The sequence below is a fragment of the Desulfovibrio piger genome (genome assembly GCF_951793255.1).
GTDB lineage: Bacteria > Desulfobacterota > Desulfovibrionia > Desulfovibrionales > Desulfovibrionaceae > Desulfovibrio.
In genome coordinates, this window is sequence record NZ_OX636706.1 from 482,704 (window position 1) to 499,955 (window position 17,252).

19 protein-coding genes are annotated in these 17,252 nt (G+C 63.9%); 18 read left to right on the forward strand and 1 reads right to left on the reverse strand.

All coding sequences use genetic code 11. The features are described from left to right. Window positions 1–73 precede the first annotated feature (73 nt). The 15 genes from Q4I12_RS02415 to Q4I12_RS02490 all read left to right on the forward strand — a co-directional run bounded on the left by Q4I12_RS02415 (window position 74) and on the right by Q4I12_RS02490 (window position 11,065). On the forward strand, window positions 74–655 hold the full coding sequence (locus tag Q4I12_RS02415) for a Rha family transcriptional regulator (protein ID WP_302260408.1): 582 nt from the start codon (window positions 74–76) through the stop codon (window positions 653–655). Further along, the gene (locus Q4I12_RS02420; RefSeq protein WP_302260409.1) at window positions 652–870 is read left to right on the forward strand and encodes a hypothetical protein; all 219 of its coding nucleotides are present in this window, start codon (window positions 652–654) and stop codon (window positions 868–870) included. Before Q4I12_RS02415 ends, Q4I12_RS02420 begins: the two co-directional genes overlap by 4 nt. A gap of 84 nt (window positions 871–954) precedes the next feature. Beyond that, window positions 955–1,362, forward strand: coding sequence for a GPW/gp25 family protein (locus Q4I12_RS02425; RefSeq protein WP_302260411.1), 408 nt, complete (start codon window positions 955–957; stop codon window positions 1,360–1,362). Then, window positions 1,359–2,477, forward strand: coding sequence for a baseplate assembly protein (locus tag Q4I12_RS02430; protein ID WP_302260413.1), 1,119 nt, complete (start codon window positions 1,359–1,361; stop codon window positions 2,475–2,477). Before Q4I12_RS02425 ends, Q4I12_RS02430 begins: the two co-directional genes overlap by 4 nt. After that, window positions 2,470–3,273: a phage tail protein I gene (locus tag Q4I12_RS02435; protein WP_302260414.1), complete on the forward strand. Its 804-nt coding sequence runs from the start codon at window positions 2,470–2,472 to the stop codon at window positions 3,271–3,273. The genes Q4I12_RS02430 and Q4I12_RS02435 overlap by 8 nt, the downstream gene beginning before the upstream one ends. Continuing rightward, complete coding sequence (locus tag Q4I12_RS02440) at window positions 3,258–4,208, forward strand: phage tail protein (RefSeq protein WP_302260416.1); 951 nt, start codon at window positions 3,258–3,260, stop codon at window positions 4,206–4,208. The genes Q4I12_RS02435 and Q4I12_RS02440 overlap by 16 nt, the downstream gene beginning before the upstream one ends. An 11-nt stretch (window positions 4,209–4,219) precedes the next feature. After that, window positions 4,220–4,777 (forward strand): hypothetical protein, encoded by a 558-nt coding sequence (locus Q4I12_RS02445; RefSeq protein ID WP_302260418.1) that lies wholly within the window; start codon window positions 4,220–4,222, stop codon window positions 4,775–4,777. A 19-nt stretch (window positions 4,778–4,796) separates the two neighbouring features. Beyond that, on the forward strand, window positions 4,797–5,105 hold the full coding sequence (locus Q4I12_RS02450; RefSeq protein ID WP_302260419.1) for a hypothetical protein: 309 nt from the start codon (window positions 4,797–4,799) through the stop codon (window positions 5,103–5,105). A 10-nt stretch (window positions 5,106–5,115) separates the two neighbouring features. Continuing rightward, on the forward strand, window positions 5,116–5,814 hold the full coding sequence (locus Q4I12_RS02455; protein ID WP_302260420.1) for a hypothetical protein: 699 nt from the start codon (window positions 5,116–5,118) through the stop codon (window positions 5,812–5,814). Between the two features lie 860 nt (window positions 5,815–6,674). Continuing rightward, window positions 6,675–7,346 carry a DUF4376 domain-containing protein gene (locus Q4I12_RS02460; protein ID WP_302260421.1) on the forward strand — a complete coding sequence of 224 codons (672 nt, stop codon included), beginning with the start codon at window positions 6,675–6,677 and terminating at the stop codon, window positions 7,344–7,346. Between the two features lie 259 nt (window positions 7,347–7,605). Further along, window positions 7,606–8,160, forward strand: a complete 555-nt coding sequence (locus Q4I12_RS02470; RefSeq protein ID WP_302260423.1) for a macro domain-containing protein — start codon at window positions 7,606–7,608, stop codon at window positions 8,158–8,160. A 27-nt stretch (window positions 8,161–8,187) separates the two neighbouring features. After that, complete coding sequence (locus tag Q4I12_RS02475) at window positions 8,188–9,078, forward strand: tyrosine-type recombinase/integrase (RefSeq protein ID WP_302260425.1); 891 nt, start codon at window positions 8,188–8,190, stop codon at window positions 9,076–9,078. A 171-nt stretch (window positions 9,079–9,249) separates the two neighbouring features. Then, entirely contained in the window at window positions 9,250–9,462 is a 213-nt protein-coding gene (locus Q4I12_RS02480; protein WP_302260427.1) for a Com family DNA-binding transcriptional regulator, read from the forward strand. Beyond that, a complete protein-coding gene (locus Q4I12_RS02485) occupies window positions 9,419–10,258 on the forward strand; it encodes a DNA cytosine methyltransferase (RefSeq protein WP_302260429.1) in 840 nt (279 codons plus the stop codon). The genes Q4I12_RS02480 and Q4I12_RS02485 overlap by 44 nt, the downstream gene beginning before the upstream one ends. Before the next feature lie 54 nt (window positions 10,259–10,312). After that, on the forward strand, window positions 10,313–11,065 hold the full coding sequence (locus tag Q4I12_RS02490; protein WP_302262085.1) for a DNA-methyltransferase: 753 nt from the start codon (window positions 10,313–10,315) through the stop codon (window positions 11,063–11,065). Between the two features lie 276 nt (window positions 11,066–11,341). On the opposite strand, the gene Q4I12_RS02495 is transcribed toward Q4I12_RS02490, so the two are convergent. Next, window positions 11,342–12,892, reverse strand: a complete 1,551-nt coding sequence (locus Q4I12_RS02495) for a hypothetical protein (protein WP_302260430.1) — start codon at window positions 12,890–12,892, stop codon at window positions 11,342–11,344. Window positions 12,893–13,341: 449 nt separating this feature from the next. Here Q4I12_RS02495 and Q4I12_RS02500 point away from each other — a divergent pair, with 449 nt between their 5' ends. From Q4I12_RS02500 to truA, 3 genes are all read left to right on the forward strand, one after another. Then, complete coding sequence (locus Q4I12_RS02500; RefSeq protein WP_168935161.1) at window positions 13,342–14,775, forward strand: carbon starvation CstA family protein; 1,434 nt, start codon at window positions 13,342–13,344, stop codon at window positions 14,773–14,775. Between the two features lie 185 nt (window positions 14,776–14,960). Beyond that, the gene (gene thiD / locus Q4I12_RS02505) at window positions 14,961–15,770 is read left to right on the forward strand and encodes a bifunctional hydroxymethylpyrimidine kinase/phosphomethylpyrimidine kinase (protein WP_297158563.1); all 810 of its coding nucleotides are present in this window, start codon (window positions 14,961–14,963) and stop codon (window positions 15,768–15,770) included. 307 nt (window positions 15,771–16,077) lie between these two features. After that, window positions 16,078–16,872 carry a tRNA pseudouridine(38-40) synthase TruA gene (gene truA, locus Q4I12_RS02510; RefSeq protein WP_204625345.1) on the forward strand — a complete coding sequence of 265 codons (795 nt, stop codon included), beginning with the start codon at window positions 16,078–16,080 and terminating at the stop codon, window positions 16,870–16,872. The last annotated feature ends 380 nt before the right edge of the window (window positions 16,873–17,252 follow it).

The following is a 17,252-nucleotide window of genomic DNA, read 5'->3' on the forward strand; positions in this document are numbered from 1 at the left end:
TTCTTGGACGGTTCTTAGCTCCCGGCCTTTTTGTTTTCTGAAAAGGTCAATAAGAAAATCCAAGAGGTGTTTCATGACCCAGCTTCCCGCCATTGCCCTGACGCCCGACGCGCAGGGCCGCCCCACCTGCCTTTCCACCGACGTAGCCCTGCACTTCCAGAAGAAGCATCTTCACATTCTCCGCGACATCGACCGACTCAAATCTCTCCTTCCGAACTCCTTCACTGAATCCAATTTTGGATTCAGTGAATACACCGACAAGACAGGACGTAAACTTCGTGCCTTTCGCCTGACCCGCGACGCCTTCAGCCTTCTGATCATGGGCATGACCGGCCCGGCGGCCATCCGCTGGAAGCTGCGCTACATTGAGGCGTTCAATACGATGGAAAGGGAACTGCTGGAACGGCATGACGGCGACCTGTTTCTGGCCGGGGCGCGGGCGGCGGCCCAGCGCCTTGCCGGGGAAGAACGCGCCCGGCTGGCCGACTGCGCCCTTGCCCTGCTGGACGAAGGGCTGACCCAGCGCGAAGTCGGGGAACTTTTACATGTCAGCCGCTGGACGGTGCGGCGGCTCAAGCGGCGCTTCGGCTTCATGGCCGCGCCGAGGACGGAAACGCGCCCTGAAATCCGTATGGTTCAGGGGGTGCTGGCATGAAAGCTCCCGTCAATCCTCTGTACGTTCCCGGCTGTCCCATGGATACCGTAACCAACGTTTCGCGGATTCTGGCCTATCTTGGCGACATATCCCTTCATCTTCATCAGCCGGACTCGGACCGCATCGCGCTGGAACTGTCCGGCGACGGCGCGGACGGACAGTATCACCTGTTCCGAACATTGCAGGAAACACTTGATTCCGTTGTGGAAGAATAACTACAGGCCCCGCTTCGGCGGGGCTTTTCGTTTTCCTAAAGCCCTTTCAAAGACGCGGCGCGCTCCGTTTCCTATAAAGGAGACATGTCAAACCTGCTTGCCTCCTCCCGATACCGCGCGACTCCAGACACCCCCCACTGGCAACTTGCCCTTGGGGGGGACGGCGTCGTGCAGCAGATCGCGGATGTGCACCAGTGCATCCGCATCATCCTGACCACCCCCAAAGGTTCCGACCCGTTACGGCCGGATTTCGGGTGCGACGCGGGCAATTATCTTGACTTGCCCCTGGACGCGGCCCGGCCTCATATCGTGCGGGAAGTGCGTGCGGCGCTCGTCTGGGAACCACGCATCCGTGTTGACGGTGTGGCGGTAAGCCAGGGGAAGGAGCAAAGCGGCGGCCATGCCGTGGTCCGCATAACCTGGAGGCTTGCCGATATGAGCGGTACGGACGGGCGGAACACGACAAGCGTCGTCATGGGGGGCGCGGCATGATGAGAGAACTGCCGGAACCGAAGTTCATCGAGACGGACCAGCAGGCCGTACTTGAATCCTGCATCCGCAAATATGAGGAACTGACCGGGCGCACGCTGTACCCGGCGCAGGCCGAGCGGCTGATCATAAATCTGATCGCCTACCGGGAACACCTTGTCCGTGTGGGCATCCAGGAGGCGGCAAAACAGAATCTCGTCCGCTACGCCCAGGCTCCCATGCTGGACATGCTGGGAGAGCTTGTCGGTGTGACGCGACTTTCCGAAGCGGCGGCATCCTGTGTCATGCGATTCTCTGTGAAGACGGCACTCCCTGCCGACCTGTCCATTCCCGCAGGCGTGAAAATCTACAGCCAGGACGGAGCATACCGCTTCGACACGCTGGCGACCGTGGTGCTGAAGGCAGGAGAGTTTTTCGTGGATGCCGCTGCGCAATGCTCCGAAGGAGGCGCCGCGGCCAACGGGATACTTCCCGGCGGAGTATGCCAGCTTGCCGATCCTCTTTCCGATGCGGACGTGAGTGTTGCCAATGTGGACACCACGGCAGGAGGTGTGGACGCTGAAGATGACGGACATTTGCGGGAGCGCATCATGCTTGCGCCCGAGGCTTTTTCCGTCGCGGGGAGCGAACTTGCCTACCGGTATCACGCGCTTTCCGCCTCTCCGGACATTGTGGATGTGGGTGTCCTGTCGCCCGCGCCCGGAGAAGTGGATCTGTATCTTCTGGCGCAAAATGGACTGCCCGGCGAAGCCCAGCTGGTACTGGTTGCGACCTATGTCAGCGGAGAAAAAATCCGCCCCCTGACAGACCTTGTCCATGTGTATGCGGCTTTACGTGTGCCCGCACGCCTCGAGGCGGAGCTGACTCTCTATGTCTGGGCCGATGAAGCGGCCGTCAGGGCACTGGTCGATCAGGCAGTGTCTTCCTGGCTGGAATCCGGTCGCACGAAGCTCGGCGTGGATATCGTGCGTACCCAGCTTGTCGCCCTGCTTTCCGTGTACGGGGTGTACCGCGTGCATCTGGTCGCACCGGAATCGGATCGCGAGACCGATGCCAGCCAGTGGGTGGACTGGGAAGAGATCCGCATCACCATAATGCCGGAGCGGAAAAATGGATAGGGACGACCTGCTTCAGCCGTCGCTTCGGGGCGACGTTCGCATGGAAGCTCTTGCCCGGCTCGCGGCCCGCATTTCGGCGCTCCCCGTCTCTACACCGCTCGTCAATCTTTTTGACCTTGTGGATGCGTCAGCCCTGCCGGCCTTGGGGGAGCAGTTCCATATCCTGGGGGTGGAGGGCTGGAATCTGGCGGGAACGGAAGCCGCCCGGCGGGCGCTGCTGAAAAGAGCCATTGAGCTGCACCGGCACAAGGGCACGCCCTGGGCCGTGCGCACGGCGCTGGAAACGGCGCTGCCCACCGAGGCGAGCATAAAAGAGTGGTTCGCCTATGGCGGCGATCCCTTCTTCTTCCGCGTGCGTCTGGACGTGAGCGAACTTGGTCTGGACGAATCGGGCATGACCAGCGCCGTCCGGCTGATCCTCGACTACAAGAACGTGCGCAGCTGGCTTGAATGCCTTGAGACCTTCACCCGCAGGCCCCTTCCCATAGCCGTGGCCACGGCGGGTGTCATGCGCACCCTGAACCGCGTGCGCCTCTGGTTCCCGCCAAAACCTGTGCCGCCCGCCCGCGTCCATGTGGCGACGGCCGGCATCATGCGCACCCTGAGTCGCGTGCGCCTGCATTTTCCGCCGGAGCCGGCGGCCCCCGCGCGTCCGCGCATCGCCTTCGTAAGCCTGATCTGCTCGCGCGGCCGCCTCCGTCCCTTTACGCCGCCGCGGCCTGTGCCCGCGGCGCGCGGCCGCGTTGCCCTTGCCCTGTTGACCATGACCCGGAGTCGCGTATGTCCGCAACCGTAAGAGCCGTCGTTCCCGGCGGCACGGACGACCTGCCCGAAGTGGGCGGCGTCGCCACCGACACCCCCGAATATTTTTGTCTGCTCACCCGTGCCGGCGCGGCGCTGGAAGCCGCCGCCCATGCCGCGGGCAAGCCCGTCCGTCTCAGCGTCATTGCCGTGGGCGATGGTGACGGCGAAGTCCCCGTGCCAACTGATGATGCCGTGGCGCTGGTGCATGAGGTCTACCGCCGCCCCATCGACAGCCTGTCGCAGGACGAGGAAGACCCCAACATCTGCTGGGTCCATATCGTCATCCCGACCACGGAAGGCGGCTTCTGGATACGCGAGTTCGGCGTCTGGGCCGAACCGCTGGAGGACGACGGCGAGCCCGTGCTCTACGCCTACGGCAACCATGCCCCGTTCTACAAGCTGAAATCCGTGCTGGGACAGGCCACCACGCATGAGCTGTCCGTGCCCATCATCATGTCCGGCACGGCGGACGTGGAGATCGTGGTCAGCGAGGCGGGCTACGCCTCGCGGCTGGAACTGCTCCAAATCGCGGGCGTGGTGGAAGACCTGCGCCGCAACCGGGAGGCCGTCTGGACGCTGGACGCGCCCGTGGAGGAAGGCGGCGCGCTGACCCTGCCGGAGGGCCTGACCTATGCGCCGGGAAAACATCTGCTGGATGTCTTCTGGGACGGCGTGGCCTGCTATCCGGGCCAGCAGTACGAGGAAATTTCTTCGGCTGACGCGCTGGAATCGACCGCGATCCGCCTGCTTTTCGCTGCTCCGGCCGGGAGCGAGATGCGGGTGCTGGTGCGGGCCTACAGCATCCAGCCGAAGCTGGAGGGCGTGGAGGTGCCGGAGGGCATCGCCGAGCGCGTGGACGCGCTGGAGACACGCCTCGAGGACGTGGCCGCGAACGTGGCCTATATCGACAAACCCTCTCATGAGTAAGGAGAAAACTCATGGCTGAACTCATTAAGGTTAAACTGCTTGACGCGCAGAAGAACACCATCCTGCCCGAAACCACCGCTGAACAGGTCAAGACGAACGATGGCAGCAATGTCGAAACCAAGCTCGCCTCACTGCAAACCGCTATCAGCGGCAAGGTCCCCTGCCATATCGTCAACGACATCGCTGCCCGTGACGGTCTGGAGAGCCCGAAGCAGGGGGACCTGTGCTGGGTCAAGGATGCCACGGCTGATGCGACCGTTACCTCCGGTGCTGCCCAGTACATCTACGACGGCGCACGGTGGGTGAAGATCGCCGAAGCCGAAAGCATGGATCTGGTCGTCAAGTGGACCGACATCCAGGGCAAGGAAGGCGTTGAAGCCGCTATGGCCAAGGCCCACGAGCACGCCAATGCCGACGTCCTCAACGGCATCTCCGCCACCGGTGATACCGCGATCATCAACGGCAAGACCTACTACTCCGGCCGTATGGTGGCCATCATCGAGAATGGCGGCGAGATCCCCGCGGATATGAACCCCAACGGCATCGTCTTCGAAAAAGCCGCCGTCTAGGGGGCAGGGAGGGAGTCCTGTGTCGTATATCATCAAGGATGCCAAAGGTAACAAAATCGGTATGCTGCCGGACTCCCTCCGCGTGGCCCAGGCTGCCGAGCTGCGCTCCCTTGCCGGGAGCCGCTCGGCGGCCATCGCGGCCAGCACGCAGTTCACGGTGCCGCAGTATGAGGTGGGCAGCGTGGCGCTGGAGGTCTTTTTGGACGGCGTCGCCTGCATGATCGGCGAGCAGTACGCCGAGGTCGGCAGCAAGGGCCAGACCAGCACGAAAATCACCTGGAACATCGAAGTCGCCACGGATCGGGACATCCTGGTCCGCTGCAAGTAGGAGGTCAGCCATGTCGTTTCCCGGAATCATCCGCCGCCTGTTCGCCAACAACGGGGCAGGCCCCAAGCTGCGTAAGGACATCTTGCCCTCCCATGCCGATACTCATGCCCCGGGGGGGAGTGATCCTCTTGATCTTGAAACCTTGGGTGGTGTGAGCTCCGATGATTTTTCGGCACTGCAGGAGAAGGTCGCGGGCTTGATCGAGGCCATCGGAAATATCGATCCTTGGACAATATTCCCGCCGCGCCTCCCTGTTGCCATCGACGGCGTGACCTTCGGCGGGAGCGATGGCCGTCGGGCCATCATGCCCGGGGAGACAGAGGCCCGTGAGGACTGGATACTCTGTGACGGTGGCAGCGACGGCAAAGGCGGCACCGTGCCGGATCTGCGCGGGCGCATGATTTTGGGCGCCTCCGATGAGCATACGGCTGGCTCCACCGGCGGCTCTGAGACCCATAGCCACAGTATTTCCGGCACTGTCGGGGCCACGACGCTTACCGCGGAGCAGATGCCCTCTCACAGCCACAGTACCACTTCGGGCACGACAAATGCGGCAGGAGGTAGCCAGCGGAGCGAGGTCGCAGGACAGAGACAGACAGGGGCTGCCGGTGGCTCTCAACCCCATACGCACACGCTGGATGGAGCATCTGGGGAGGCGTCCTCCCTGCCTCCGTATTATGCCCTTTCGTACATCATGCGGACGGCCTGATCCGGCGGCAGGCGTGGTCTGCGGGACCATGACCAGGTGTTTCCGGCACTGTCGGCAGCACGACCTTGAGCGTGGCGCAGATGCCAAGACATACTCATACGTTCGACAAGGGCACTTATGGCAATATTGCAGAAGCCAAAGGCAGTGCGAACTCCGGAAAACAAACGACTGATGCAACAGGCGGCTCCCAAGCCCATACGCATAGTCTGTCCGGGGCCGAGTCTGGCAGCGCCTCAAACCTGCCTCCCTATTACGCCCTGTCCTACATCATGCGATGCGCATGATGTAGGTGAGTGCATAGTATGGCGGGAGCGTGCTGGCCGACCCGGATTTGGCTCCCGACAACGCATGAGTATGCGCCTGGGAACCGCCCGAGGCATCAGTGGGCTGTCCGTCTCTCGGCGGTTTGCAGTCATTGCCGTCATTTTTGCCGTGCCAGCCGCTCCACGATGTGACCTTGCGATAACCATGTGTATGGCTTGGCATCTGCTTAGTGGACAACGTGGTCTCACCCACAGTGCCGGAAACACCCGGCCGTCACCCTCAACCCCACGTCTACCGGGGCTCAGACGCGGATCACATAATGTCCGGCGTAGTACGGCGGAAGGCTGTCTGCGGCCTCGGAGCTGACCCCGGACAGGCTGTGCGTGTGCGACTGAGACCCCCCTGTCTGGCTAGTAGATGCAACGACATTATCACCTGATGCATATGTACCTCGATTATTTCCGCCCGTATGGAACTTACCAACATTCGCAGTATGATTATGCCCAGGCATCTGCTCCACGCTCAACGTCGTGGCGCCGACAGTGCCGGAAAGACATTTTTAATCGCCGCCATGCGGCATAACCAGGAGCTTTTCCATGCCTCAAGTTACCGTAGTTCCCGCTGACCATTTGATCATCGTCGATGGCGCGACCCTCGTTTTTACCTATGTGGCTCCCGAAAATCTGCATGCCCTGCAATGGCGTGGGGACACTGGCCATACCGAGTGGACGGACGGCCCCAACAAGCCGCTGACTGCTGAGGATTATGACGAGCAGGTCGTGCCGTATGTGGCCCTGTGGGAAGAGGAGAAAAGACGGCTGGAAGCCGAAGCAGCAGCCGCCGAGGAAGCCTACAACTCCCTGGAGAACGTGAAAGCCCGCAAGCTCTCCGCCATCGACGCCGAGACCTCTTCCGCCATCATGGCCGGATTCGAGTGCGAGGCCACCCCGCCGGATACCGGCACGCCTGAGCTGCTGCACTTCTCCTACGACAGCTTTGACCAGCAGAACTTCGCCGACGCGGCCGTATCCATGCAGCTCGCGACGGCCAGCGATGGCGGTATCCCTACTACCACGCCCTGGAATGCCTACCGTAACCACACGGCTGACAGCAAGGGAGAGCTGGTCATCCTGCAACTGACCGCTGAGACCTTCCTGCCCATCTATGCGGCCGCGCTGAACCACAAGGCCACCCAGATGGCCATTGGCGGACAGCGCAAGGCTGCCGTGGCCGCCGCGCAGACCGTGGAAGATGTGAAGGCTATCTGATGCCCAGTTACCTCCACAACCTGCTCGTGGCTTGCGACCAGCTTGTGAATGCGGCCATCGGTGGCTGGCCTGACGAAACGCTGAGTTCACGCTGCTGGCGCTGGCACAAAGATGGCGTGCGCTCCTGGCCATGCCGCTGCTTGGATAAAATGGCGGCATGGCTGGGAGACAAGGATCACTGCCGGACATCCTATGAATCAGAACGAACCCGCAGGCAGCTCCCACCTGAGCTGCGGGGGGCTTTGTAATGGGGGAAGATATGGAAATTATCCTTTGTGCAGTGCAGCCTTACTTGGCTAAGGCATGGCGAGAGCATATCAGCGAGGACCTGTCCCGCACTGTGCGCGTGGTGGAGGGGAGTATCCTCTCCCTGGACGTGGCTGCTGTGGTCAGCCCGGCCAATTCGTTCGGATTTATGGATGGCGGCCTGGATGCCCTCTATACGCAGTATTTCGGTCCGCAACTCCAGCAGCGTCTGCAACGGATGATCCGGGAACAGACTGGCGGTGAGCTGCTGGTGGGGCAGGCATTGCTGGTGGAGACCGGGCACCCGCGCATCCGCTGGTGCATCAGTGCACCGACCATGCGCGTGCCACGCGGCCTGGAGACGGCGGAGCCGGCCTATCTGGCCACACGGGCTGCCGTGCGCTGTGCTTTGGCGGCCGGGTTGGAGTGTGTGGCCATCCCGGGCATGGGGACGGGTGTGGGTGGGCTGCATCCTCAACGTGCTGCCCGTGCCATGATGCATGCCATCCATGACGTACTTTTCCCGCGCCCATTCCCCGCCTCTCTGGCCGAGGTATACGCATTTTGATGCAATGGCCTCCCACAAGGAGGTCATATGACAACAAAACACAAACGGGCCACCATGACGGCCCGCCAACTGGCAGAGGATTATCTGGCACACCAGATCACACGGGATGTGACCCGCACCAGTACCCGATATCATCTCAATCAGCTGCTGGCCCTGTTCGGGGGCTGGCAAGCCCGCCGGGGGGGCGCGGCCCAGATGCAGGAGTTTTTGGCCGCCCAGAGGGGGCGCGGCGTCATGGCCACCACAGCGCACCACCGCGTCCGGCTGTGGCGTACCGTCCTGACCTGGGCCGTGGAGACGGGCCGCCTGCCTGCGTCGCCTCTGGCAGGCTTCCGGCTGCATCGTCCCAGGGCTCGGCGCATCGATCCGCCCACGCGAGCCGAGGCTGCGCGCATGTACAAAATGGCCGCGCCGCATATCCGGCGTGTGATTGTCCTTGGCATGGCCGCAGGGCCGCGCATAGGCCCCAGCGAGCTTTTCAGGCTCGCGTGGGCGGACGTGGAACTGACGGCGGGCTACATGAGGATGCCCAACGCGGCCAAGGGTGCGAAGGAAGACAGCAGAATCGTCCCTATTCGGGACGATATTCTGCCCCTGTTGCGGGCGTGGAAAGAGGAAGACGAAAAACGGAGCTGCCCGTGGGTCATCCACTGGCAAGGACGACAGGTGCGTTGCATAGGCCATGCCTGGCACCAGGCCCGCAAAGCGGCGGGCATCACGCGGCGCATAACGCCCTACAGCCTGCGTCATGCCATGCCCACGGAAGCCCTGGAACATGGCGCGGACGTGAAAGCGGTGGCGGAGGTCATGGGCCATGCTGACCCGACCATGCTACTGCGCGTCTATCAGCACACGCGCTACAGGCTGAAGAAGAAAGCGGTCAACGCCGCACCCGGCCTGCGGCTGGACAAGATTTGACAGTGGCGGGGGCGCTCCACACGCCCCCACCGGCCCGGCAAGGACCATACCGGACCACGGCCCCACAAGCGGAAGGCAGCCGCTTGCAGAGTATCCGCCTGTCGGTCGTCTCGGGGTGAGACAAAAGGCAGAATAGGCGGATTATTCGCGGGGCGCAACGCTTTTGACACTATGAACAAGAGAGATTTGCCGGAAATCAGGTGCCCGTACTGCAACAAGCTTATTGCCAAGGGGGAAGCCGTCGAGCTTGAGTTTCGCTGCGGGCGATGCAAGAACTTCTTCATTCTGCGGGCCACGCGCCCCAATTCGGAACGTCCAGAGCGTCCACAGGAGCTTTGTCATGCTGAAAGTGGGCAGCCTGTTCAGCGGAGCCGGTCTGTGTGACCTTGGCCTGAGCTGGGCGGGATTCAGGCATCAATGGTTTTGCGAGATTGATCCATTTTGTCGGTCGGTACTCGCACGTCACTGGCCGGACATTCCTCTTTATGAGGATGTGAATACTCTGAAAGGCTCTGAACTGCCGCCCGTGGATGTGCTCTGCGGCGGCTTCCCCTGTCAGGACGTATCCCAGGGAGGGAAACATGCGGGAATCAAGAAGGGCACGCGCAGCGGCCTGTGGCTCGAATACGCACGACTCATCGGAGAAATACGTCCCCGGTACGTCATCATCGAAAACGTCCGGGGCTTGCTCGCCAGGGGAATTGAGATCGTCCTGCAAAATTTGGCCGAGATCGGGTATGATGCGGAATGGGAAGTGCTTTCCGCAGCCGCCCTTGGTGCCCCTCATCGGCGCGAACGCGTGTTTGTTGTTGCCTTCCCCCACGGTAACGGCCCTGACCCAGAGCGTAGGCTTCTATCTCCGCTCCAAAGAATCGTGGGAGAAGTCGACCAACCTTTCGGCATACTTGCTTGGCTTGGAATACGGATTGTCGGGCAAAGCCGCGAAGCCGTCCGGCACGCATATCCCGGCCCCGTCCTTTATCGAGTGGATGATGGGTGTGCCGGAGGGCTGGACTATCCCGTAAATACCCCGCCCGTTCCCCGGCGGGTTCTTCCTGAATGGCGCAGACGCCTGAAGGCTCTGGGGAACGGCATCCTGCCCCAGCAGGCGTATGCTGTGGGAGCCTGCATCATGGCGCGCGAGGGAAGGCGCGTTTTCCCCATGCCGCTTGACTCCTGAGAACCGAGAGTTCCAGCGATGAGGGCCACGAGCCCCGTTTTGAAGAAGAAATATATGGATTCTCACTTTCAAACGGACGGTATCTCGCTCTATCAGGGGGATGCCCTGCGCGTCCTCACAACCTTGCCTGAGGCAAGCGTGGACGCGGTCCTCACCGATCCGCCGTATTCCAGCGGAGGCGTCACTCTGGGGGCACGACAGGCCGACCCGGCACAAAAATATCAGTCTAGTGGAACAAAGAAACAATACCCGCCCATGCTGGGCGATTCCAAGGACCAGCATAGCTGGATCATGTGGTGTACGCTGTGGCTCGGCGAATGCTGGCGTATTGCCCGCGAAGGTGCACCGCTCATGGTGTTCACTGACTGGAGGCAACTTCCGGCCTTGAGTGATGCCGTGCAAGCCGCAGGGTGGAAATGGCTGGGCATCGTGCCTTGGGACAAGCGGAGTGCCCGCCCGCAAATCGGCAAGTTTCGTCAGCAGTGCGAATATGTGCTGTTCGCCGTCAAGGGGCGCTTCATTGCCCATACGCGAGCCTGCTTGCCGGGCGTGTATGGCTACCCTGTGATTGCCGCCAGAAAAGTGCATCTGACCAGCAAGCCGGTGGAGCTCATCGAAGACCTGCTGGCTGTGGCGGCTCCACAGGCGACTGTCCTGGATCCATTCATGGGTGGCGGGAGCGTGGGCGAGGCATGTATCAGGACGGGCCGGAGCTATATCGGTATGGAGCTATCTCCAGAATATTACGAGATCAGCCGGGGCAGGCTGACAGCCGTACTCGCTGAGCGCGAAAACGAGACCGAATAGACCGTAAACAGAAAGGGCGAGGGGTTTCCCTCGCCCTTCGCTTTTTTGTAATTTTGTTGACAAATATGTAGTAGGCTTTTGGAAGAACTTATCGCGCCGCTGCCTGGTGAGTTATCGCGCCGCGCATCATGAAACTGCCGGGACTCCGGCCGGATCCAGCCTGCCGCGAAAGGACATCCTTCCCGCATGGCCGTATGACCGGAGACGGCTGCCATACCGCCCTGCCTCCGCCCTTCCCGCTCCCCTGCTTGCGGGAACGGGCCGGACGTCGTCTCCCTAACGGGACGGGGCCGGTGCGGGCAGCACGGGACCGCCGGCCGAAGCGCCTCCCGTTGCCGGGGGCTGGGCCGCAGGCATGGGCACGGACGCGGGCGCCGCAGGTGTTTGCGGGGCCGCGAGGGCCGGAGGCGTGACCGTCCCGCCGACGGCAGGCCCCTGCGCGGGCAGGGCCGCCGGAGCAGTCCCTTGCGGAGCGACCGCCGGTGCCGCTACCGGAACAGCCGGGGCAACAGGCGCGCTCCCGCCGGCCGCAGCCGGAAGTGCCGGAGCTGCCGCCGGACGGGGCCGGGCCTGCTTGGGGCCGGGCCGCAGGGGAACATCATTGACGGCAGGGGCCGCAGGCTGTTCCGCAGCCGCCTTGCCGCTGGCGATCCGGGTGCAACGGCCCGCCATGTCACGCAACGCGGCGGAACCGGCGCGGACGGTGGCCAGGGCCTTGCTGTCCTGCTGCAGGCGGCGGCCCACCCACTGGGCCACGAACAGCAGGCTGTCGTCATCCAGGGCGGCACCGGCATGACGGCGGATGTCGCCCACCAGAGCATGCTGGGCCGCCGTTCGGGCATCCATGGCCTGACGGTAGCGGCCCGTGATGTCGTCCACCCGCAGCTGCGCCGTGGCGATGGCGGCGGCATCGTTGCGCTGCCGGGCCTCGTCCAGCTCGAACACCGTGCCGGCCATGCGGCCGTAGATGTCCAACGATTCCTGCAACAGGCGCTCGCTCTCGGCCAGCCGTGCGCTCAGGTCCGGTACGGCGGCCACGCCGTCCAGGGCAGCGGCCCAGGCGTTCAGACGCCCGGCAAGGGCCATGTGCAGCTGCCGCTTTTGCAGGTCGCTCCAGTTGCGTTCCGTGCACTGGCGGTCAAGGCTGTCCAGGAAGCGGTCGGCATAGATGGTGTACAGGCTGCGCAGCATGTCGGGATGGAAGGCATAGCGCAGCACCGCGGCGCGGCTGCCGCCGGCCAGGCCCGTCAGCTTGACGCCGTAGCGCTGGTTGAGGGACGGCAGGCTCAGATCGAGACCGCTGCCCTGGAAGCGCTCCAGCACATGTCCGGCAAGGTCATCCACGAAAGCGGGCTGCACACGGCTGTCCGCAGGATACTGGCGCTTTGGCACCTCCTGCCCTGCGGGGACGGGCGCGACGGCCCCGGGGGATACGAAGTCCGTCCTGACCAGGGCACTGACCGTCCCCTGCACCGTGGGACCGGCCAGCGTGCCCGGCTCCGTGGCGGGCGTGGCCACCGACGGCGGGGGCGGGGGAGGCGTCTCGCGCAGCAGGTTCATGAGGGGCGCCAGGGCCGTGCCTTCCAGCTTCGCATCCAGCCAGGTCACGGCGTCCTTGCGCCAGGCATCGCGGGTGGCATCGTCACGGGTCAGCCACACGGCGGCCCCGGCCACCAGCAAAAGGGCCAGCAGGGCCAGACAGCCCAGCTTGTGTCCGCCGCGTGACGTCCTGGGGGCGGGCAGGTCATCCAGCCGTCCGCCGGACGGGGACGCGGAGGCGGGGGTAGCGAACCGGCTTTGCACCGGTGCCTTGGTTTCCAGTTTCATGCAGGACCTCCGGGCGGCGGGAAGGCACGCCCATAAAAACTCGCTGCCGACGGTACGGCAGGCTGTGGGCATGCTAGCATCCCGGCACACGGCTGTGAAGGCATTTTGCGCTGCCCTCCCCGCCGCTGCCCGGCGGGCCCGATGCGCCTTGGGCCCCTGCATGGCCCGAAGTTTTTGTTCCTGGAGAATGCGCTCCAGCCGCCCCGGGGGACAGCCTGAAACAAAAATCGTGCCAACTGCCTGTTTTTCCGAAAAAACCCTCTCTTCCCCGGCGGGCATGGACGCCCCGGCAGCCGCACCGGCAGCGGGAAAAAAGCATTTCCCTCTGTTGACGCCCCCCTTTCGCCATGCTAATCACGAACCCCTACTAACAATGGGCAGCCGGACGCCAAAGGCACGGCTGCCGCTTTCACCTTTTAACCGGAATAGCCGCAGAGGGAGCGGATACTATGCCGAATTACGTTTACTTTCTTCTTGCCGTAGCCGGCCTCATCGTGGGCTACATCATCTACGGTTCCATCGTCGCCAAAATCTTCGGTGCGGACGAAAACCGCCCCACCCCCGCCAAGACCATGGCCGACGGCGTCGACTACGTCGAAATGCCCATGTGGAAGGTCTGGCTCATCCAGCTGCTGAACATCGCCGGTGTGGGCCCCGTCTTCGGCCCCATCCTGGGCGCCCTGTACGGCCCCAGCGCCCTGCTGTGGATCGTTATCGGCACCATCTTCGCCGGTGCCGTGCATGACTACTTCTCCGGCATGCTCTCCGTGCGTTACAAGGGCGCCAACGTGCCCACCATCGTGGGTTACAACCTGGGCAACGTGGCCAAGCAGGTGATGCGCGTGTTCGCCGTCATCCTCCTGCTGCTCGTGGGCGTGGTCTTCGTGGCCGCTCCCGCCGGCCTGCTGGCCAAGCTGACCCCCGACTACATGGACCAGATGTTCTGGGTCGCCGTCATCTTCGCCTACTACTTCCTGGCCACCATCCTGCCCATCGACAAGATCATCGGCCGCCTCTACCCCCTGTTCGGCGCCGTGCTGATCATCATGGCCGTGGGCATGACCGTGACCATGTTCACCAACGGTTGCGAGTTCTACAACTGGGCCTCCTTCCCCAATAACCATCCCCAGCAGCTGCCCATCTTCCCGCTGGTGTTCATCACCATCGCCTGCGGCGCCCTGTCCGGCTTCCACGCCACCCAGTCGCCCCTGATGTCCCGCTGCCTGTCCAATGAAAAGCAGGGCAAGGCCGTGTTCTACGGCGGCATGGTGGCCGAAGGCTTCATCGGCCTCGTGTGGGCCACCGTGGGCATGACCTTCTACACCAGCCCCGAAGCCCTGGCCGCTGCCGGCGGTCCCGCCAACGTGGTCAACGAGACCGCCCGCGCCCTCATGGGCCCCGTCGGCGGCGTGCTGGCCATCCTGGGCGTGGTGGCCCTGCCCGTCACCTCCGGTGACACGGCCTTCCGTGCCGCCCGCCTGACCATCGCCGAAATGTTCAACTTCAAGCAGTCCGCCATCCCGGCCCGTCTGGCCATCGCCATCCCGATCTTCGCCATCGGCGTGGTGCTGAACTTCGTGGACTTCAACGTGATCTGGCGTTACTTCGGCTTCGCCAACCAGGCCCTGGCCGCCATCATGCTCTGGGCCTCCGGCGCCTACCTGTACCGCAAGCATCGTCTGCACTGGATCTGCACCGTGCCCGCCACCTTCATGACGGCCGTGTGTATCTCCTACATCTGCTATGAGCCCAAGATGGGCTTTGGCATGGGCATCGAGATCGCCGACATCATCGGCGTGATCGTGGCCGTCGTCAGCCTGGTCGCCTTCCTAGCTCTGGGCCGCAAGCCCATCGCCGGTGCTCCCAGCATCGACGAAGTGTAGCGCTCACCGCTCCATAGCCACGCACAAGGGCAGGGATCTTCCCTGCCCTTTTTTCGTGCCGACGGTACGGCGCGCCCGGCCTGACGCCCGGCATTGCGCCGTGCCCTGAGGCAGCGTATAACCCTGCTGTCCGGCCGCTTGTGTCCTACGGCCGTCAGACCGCCATCACAGAACAGGAGATATCCATGCGCACCCCCAACATCCTGACCATTGCCGGTTCCGATTCCGGCGGCGGTGCCGGCATCCAGGCCGACCTCAAGACCATCATGGCCCTAGGCGGCTACGGCATGAGCGTCATCACGGCCCTGACCGCCCAGAACGGCCTGGGCGTCACCGGCATCCACGCGCCCGAGCCCGAATTCGTCGTGCTGCAGCTGCGCGCCGTGCTGGACGGTTTTCCCGTGCACGCCGCCAAGACCGGCATGCTGTTCTCGGCCGGCATCATCAACGCCCTGGCCGACGCCCTGCGCGACCGCAGCTTCCCGCTGGTGGTGGACCCTGTTTCCGTGAGCCAGAGCGGCAGCCGCCTGCTGCGTGAGGATGCCGTGGAGGCCCTCAAGGAACGCATGATCCCCGGCTGCGACCTGCTGACCCCCAACCGCCCCGAAGCCGAGATGCTCACCGGCATGACCATCAGCTGCGCCGATGACGCCGCTGCCGCCGGTGAGGCGCTCATCAGGATGGGCGCCAAGGCCGTGCTCATCAAGGGCGGTCATATGGAAAGCTCCATCGTGGTCACGGACTGCCTTTGCCAGGCCGGACAGGCGCCCAAGTTCCTGCCCCAGCCCAAGGTGGAGACCAACAACAACCACGGCACCGGCTGCACCCTGTCGGCCGCCATCGCCACCGGCCTTGGCCACGGCCTGCCCCTGCAGGTGGCCGTGACCCGCGCCCAGGAATTCCTCAACCTTGCCCTGCGCAAGAGCTACGCGCCCGGCAAGGGCTGCGGGCCCGTCAACCACGCCGCCCGCCGCCAGGCATCATTGCAAAACTGACCGGGGGAAAGGGCTGCGGGAAAGGGACCTCCTGTGCATGACGCAAGAAGGGCCCTTTCCCCGGCCCCTGTCCCTCTCCGGATGCGCCCTGCCCCTCAAAAACGCGCCCCGGTGAGAGCCCGGCAGGCCATGGTCTTCCACCTCGGCAGGGGATGGGAAAACGCCCTTCCCCGGCATCAAGCCCAAGAGTTGCGGATGCCGGTCCCTTCCCTGCGGGAAAAGGCTTCCGGGCAGGCACCTGACCGTCACCAGGCCGGGCTGCGGCCCCGCCGCCCTTCTTTCCTTCCACATCAACCCCAAAGCCTCCATGCCGGACATTTCTTCCACCATGCGTCTCAGGCTGTTGCTGGCCTATGACGGCAGCCGTTACTGCGGCTGGCAGATCCAGGACATCCCCACCCCGCCGCCCACCGTGCAGGCCGCCGTGGAAGCCGCCGTGGGCCGCATCGCCGGGCGACCCGTGCGCGTGTTCGGCTCCGGTCGCACCGATGCGGGCGTCCATGCCCACGGTCAGGTGGCCCATTGCGATGTGCCCCGCCGCCCCGGTCTGGACTGGCGTCACGCCCTCAATGCCCTGCTGCCTGCGGACGTGCGCGTCCTGCACTGGCAGGAGGCCGCCCCCGACTTCCATGCCCGCATCAGCGCCCTGCGCAAGACCTATGTGTATGACTTCTGGCAGGAGAAAGGCTTCGTGCCGCCCCGGCTGGCGCCCTTCGTCTGGCGCAGCGGCCCCCTGGACGCCGGGGCCATGCGCGCGGCCCTGCCCTTTTTGCTGGGCAGGCATGACTTCGCCAGCTTCCAGAACGCGGGCACCGAGATGGAAAGCACGGTGCGCGAGCTCCAGGCCGCCACACTGACGGAACTGCCGCCCGTGGAGTTCATGCCGCCCTACCTGCCCTGCCTGCGCCTGACCGTCACGGCCAACGGTTTTTTGAAGCAGATGGTCCGTAACATGGCCGGACTGCTGGCCGCCTGCGGCCGCCACAAGCTGCGCCCCGACCAGATCCCCGCCATCCTTGAGGCCGCCGACCGCCGCGCCCTGCCCAGCCCCACGGCCCCGCCGCAGGGCCTGGCCCTGGCCCATGTGGAGTACCCGGACTAAGCCCTGTCTGCCTCCCTGAACATAGAAAGACCACCCGCCGGCGGGTGGTCTTTTGTTTTGTCCCGCTGATTCCCGGCAGGCAGGCGAATGCCCTGCCCTTTTCCTTTCCGGGAAAGAGCTTCCTTATTTTCCACTATCTGGAATGATATGCCGGTATCCTGAAAACGGCATTCTGCCGTTCTTCATGCCCGACGGTCCCGATAGCGGGCAGCGGCCGTTCCCCGGAGACCGGCCGCCCCCCTTTGCCTGGCGCGTTTCCCGCAGCCTGTCTCCATCGCTCTACGCCCGGGAAGGGCCGGAGCCTCCGCACCAGCAAAAAAAGGACGCCCCGCAGTAGCAGGACGTCCTTCTTCTGTAGCCATCCTCCCGGCAGGGGGCTG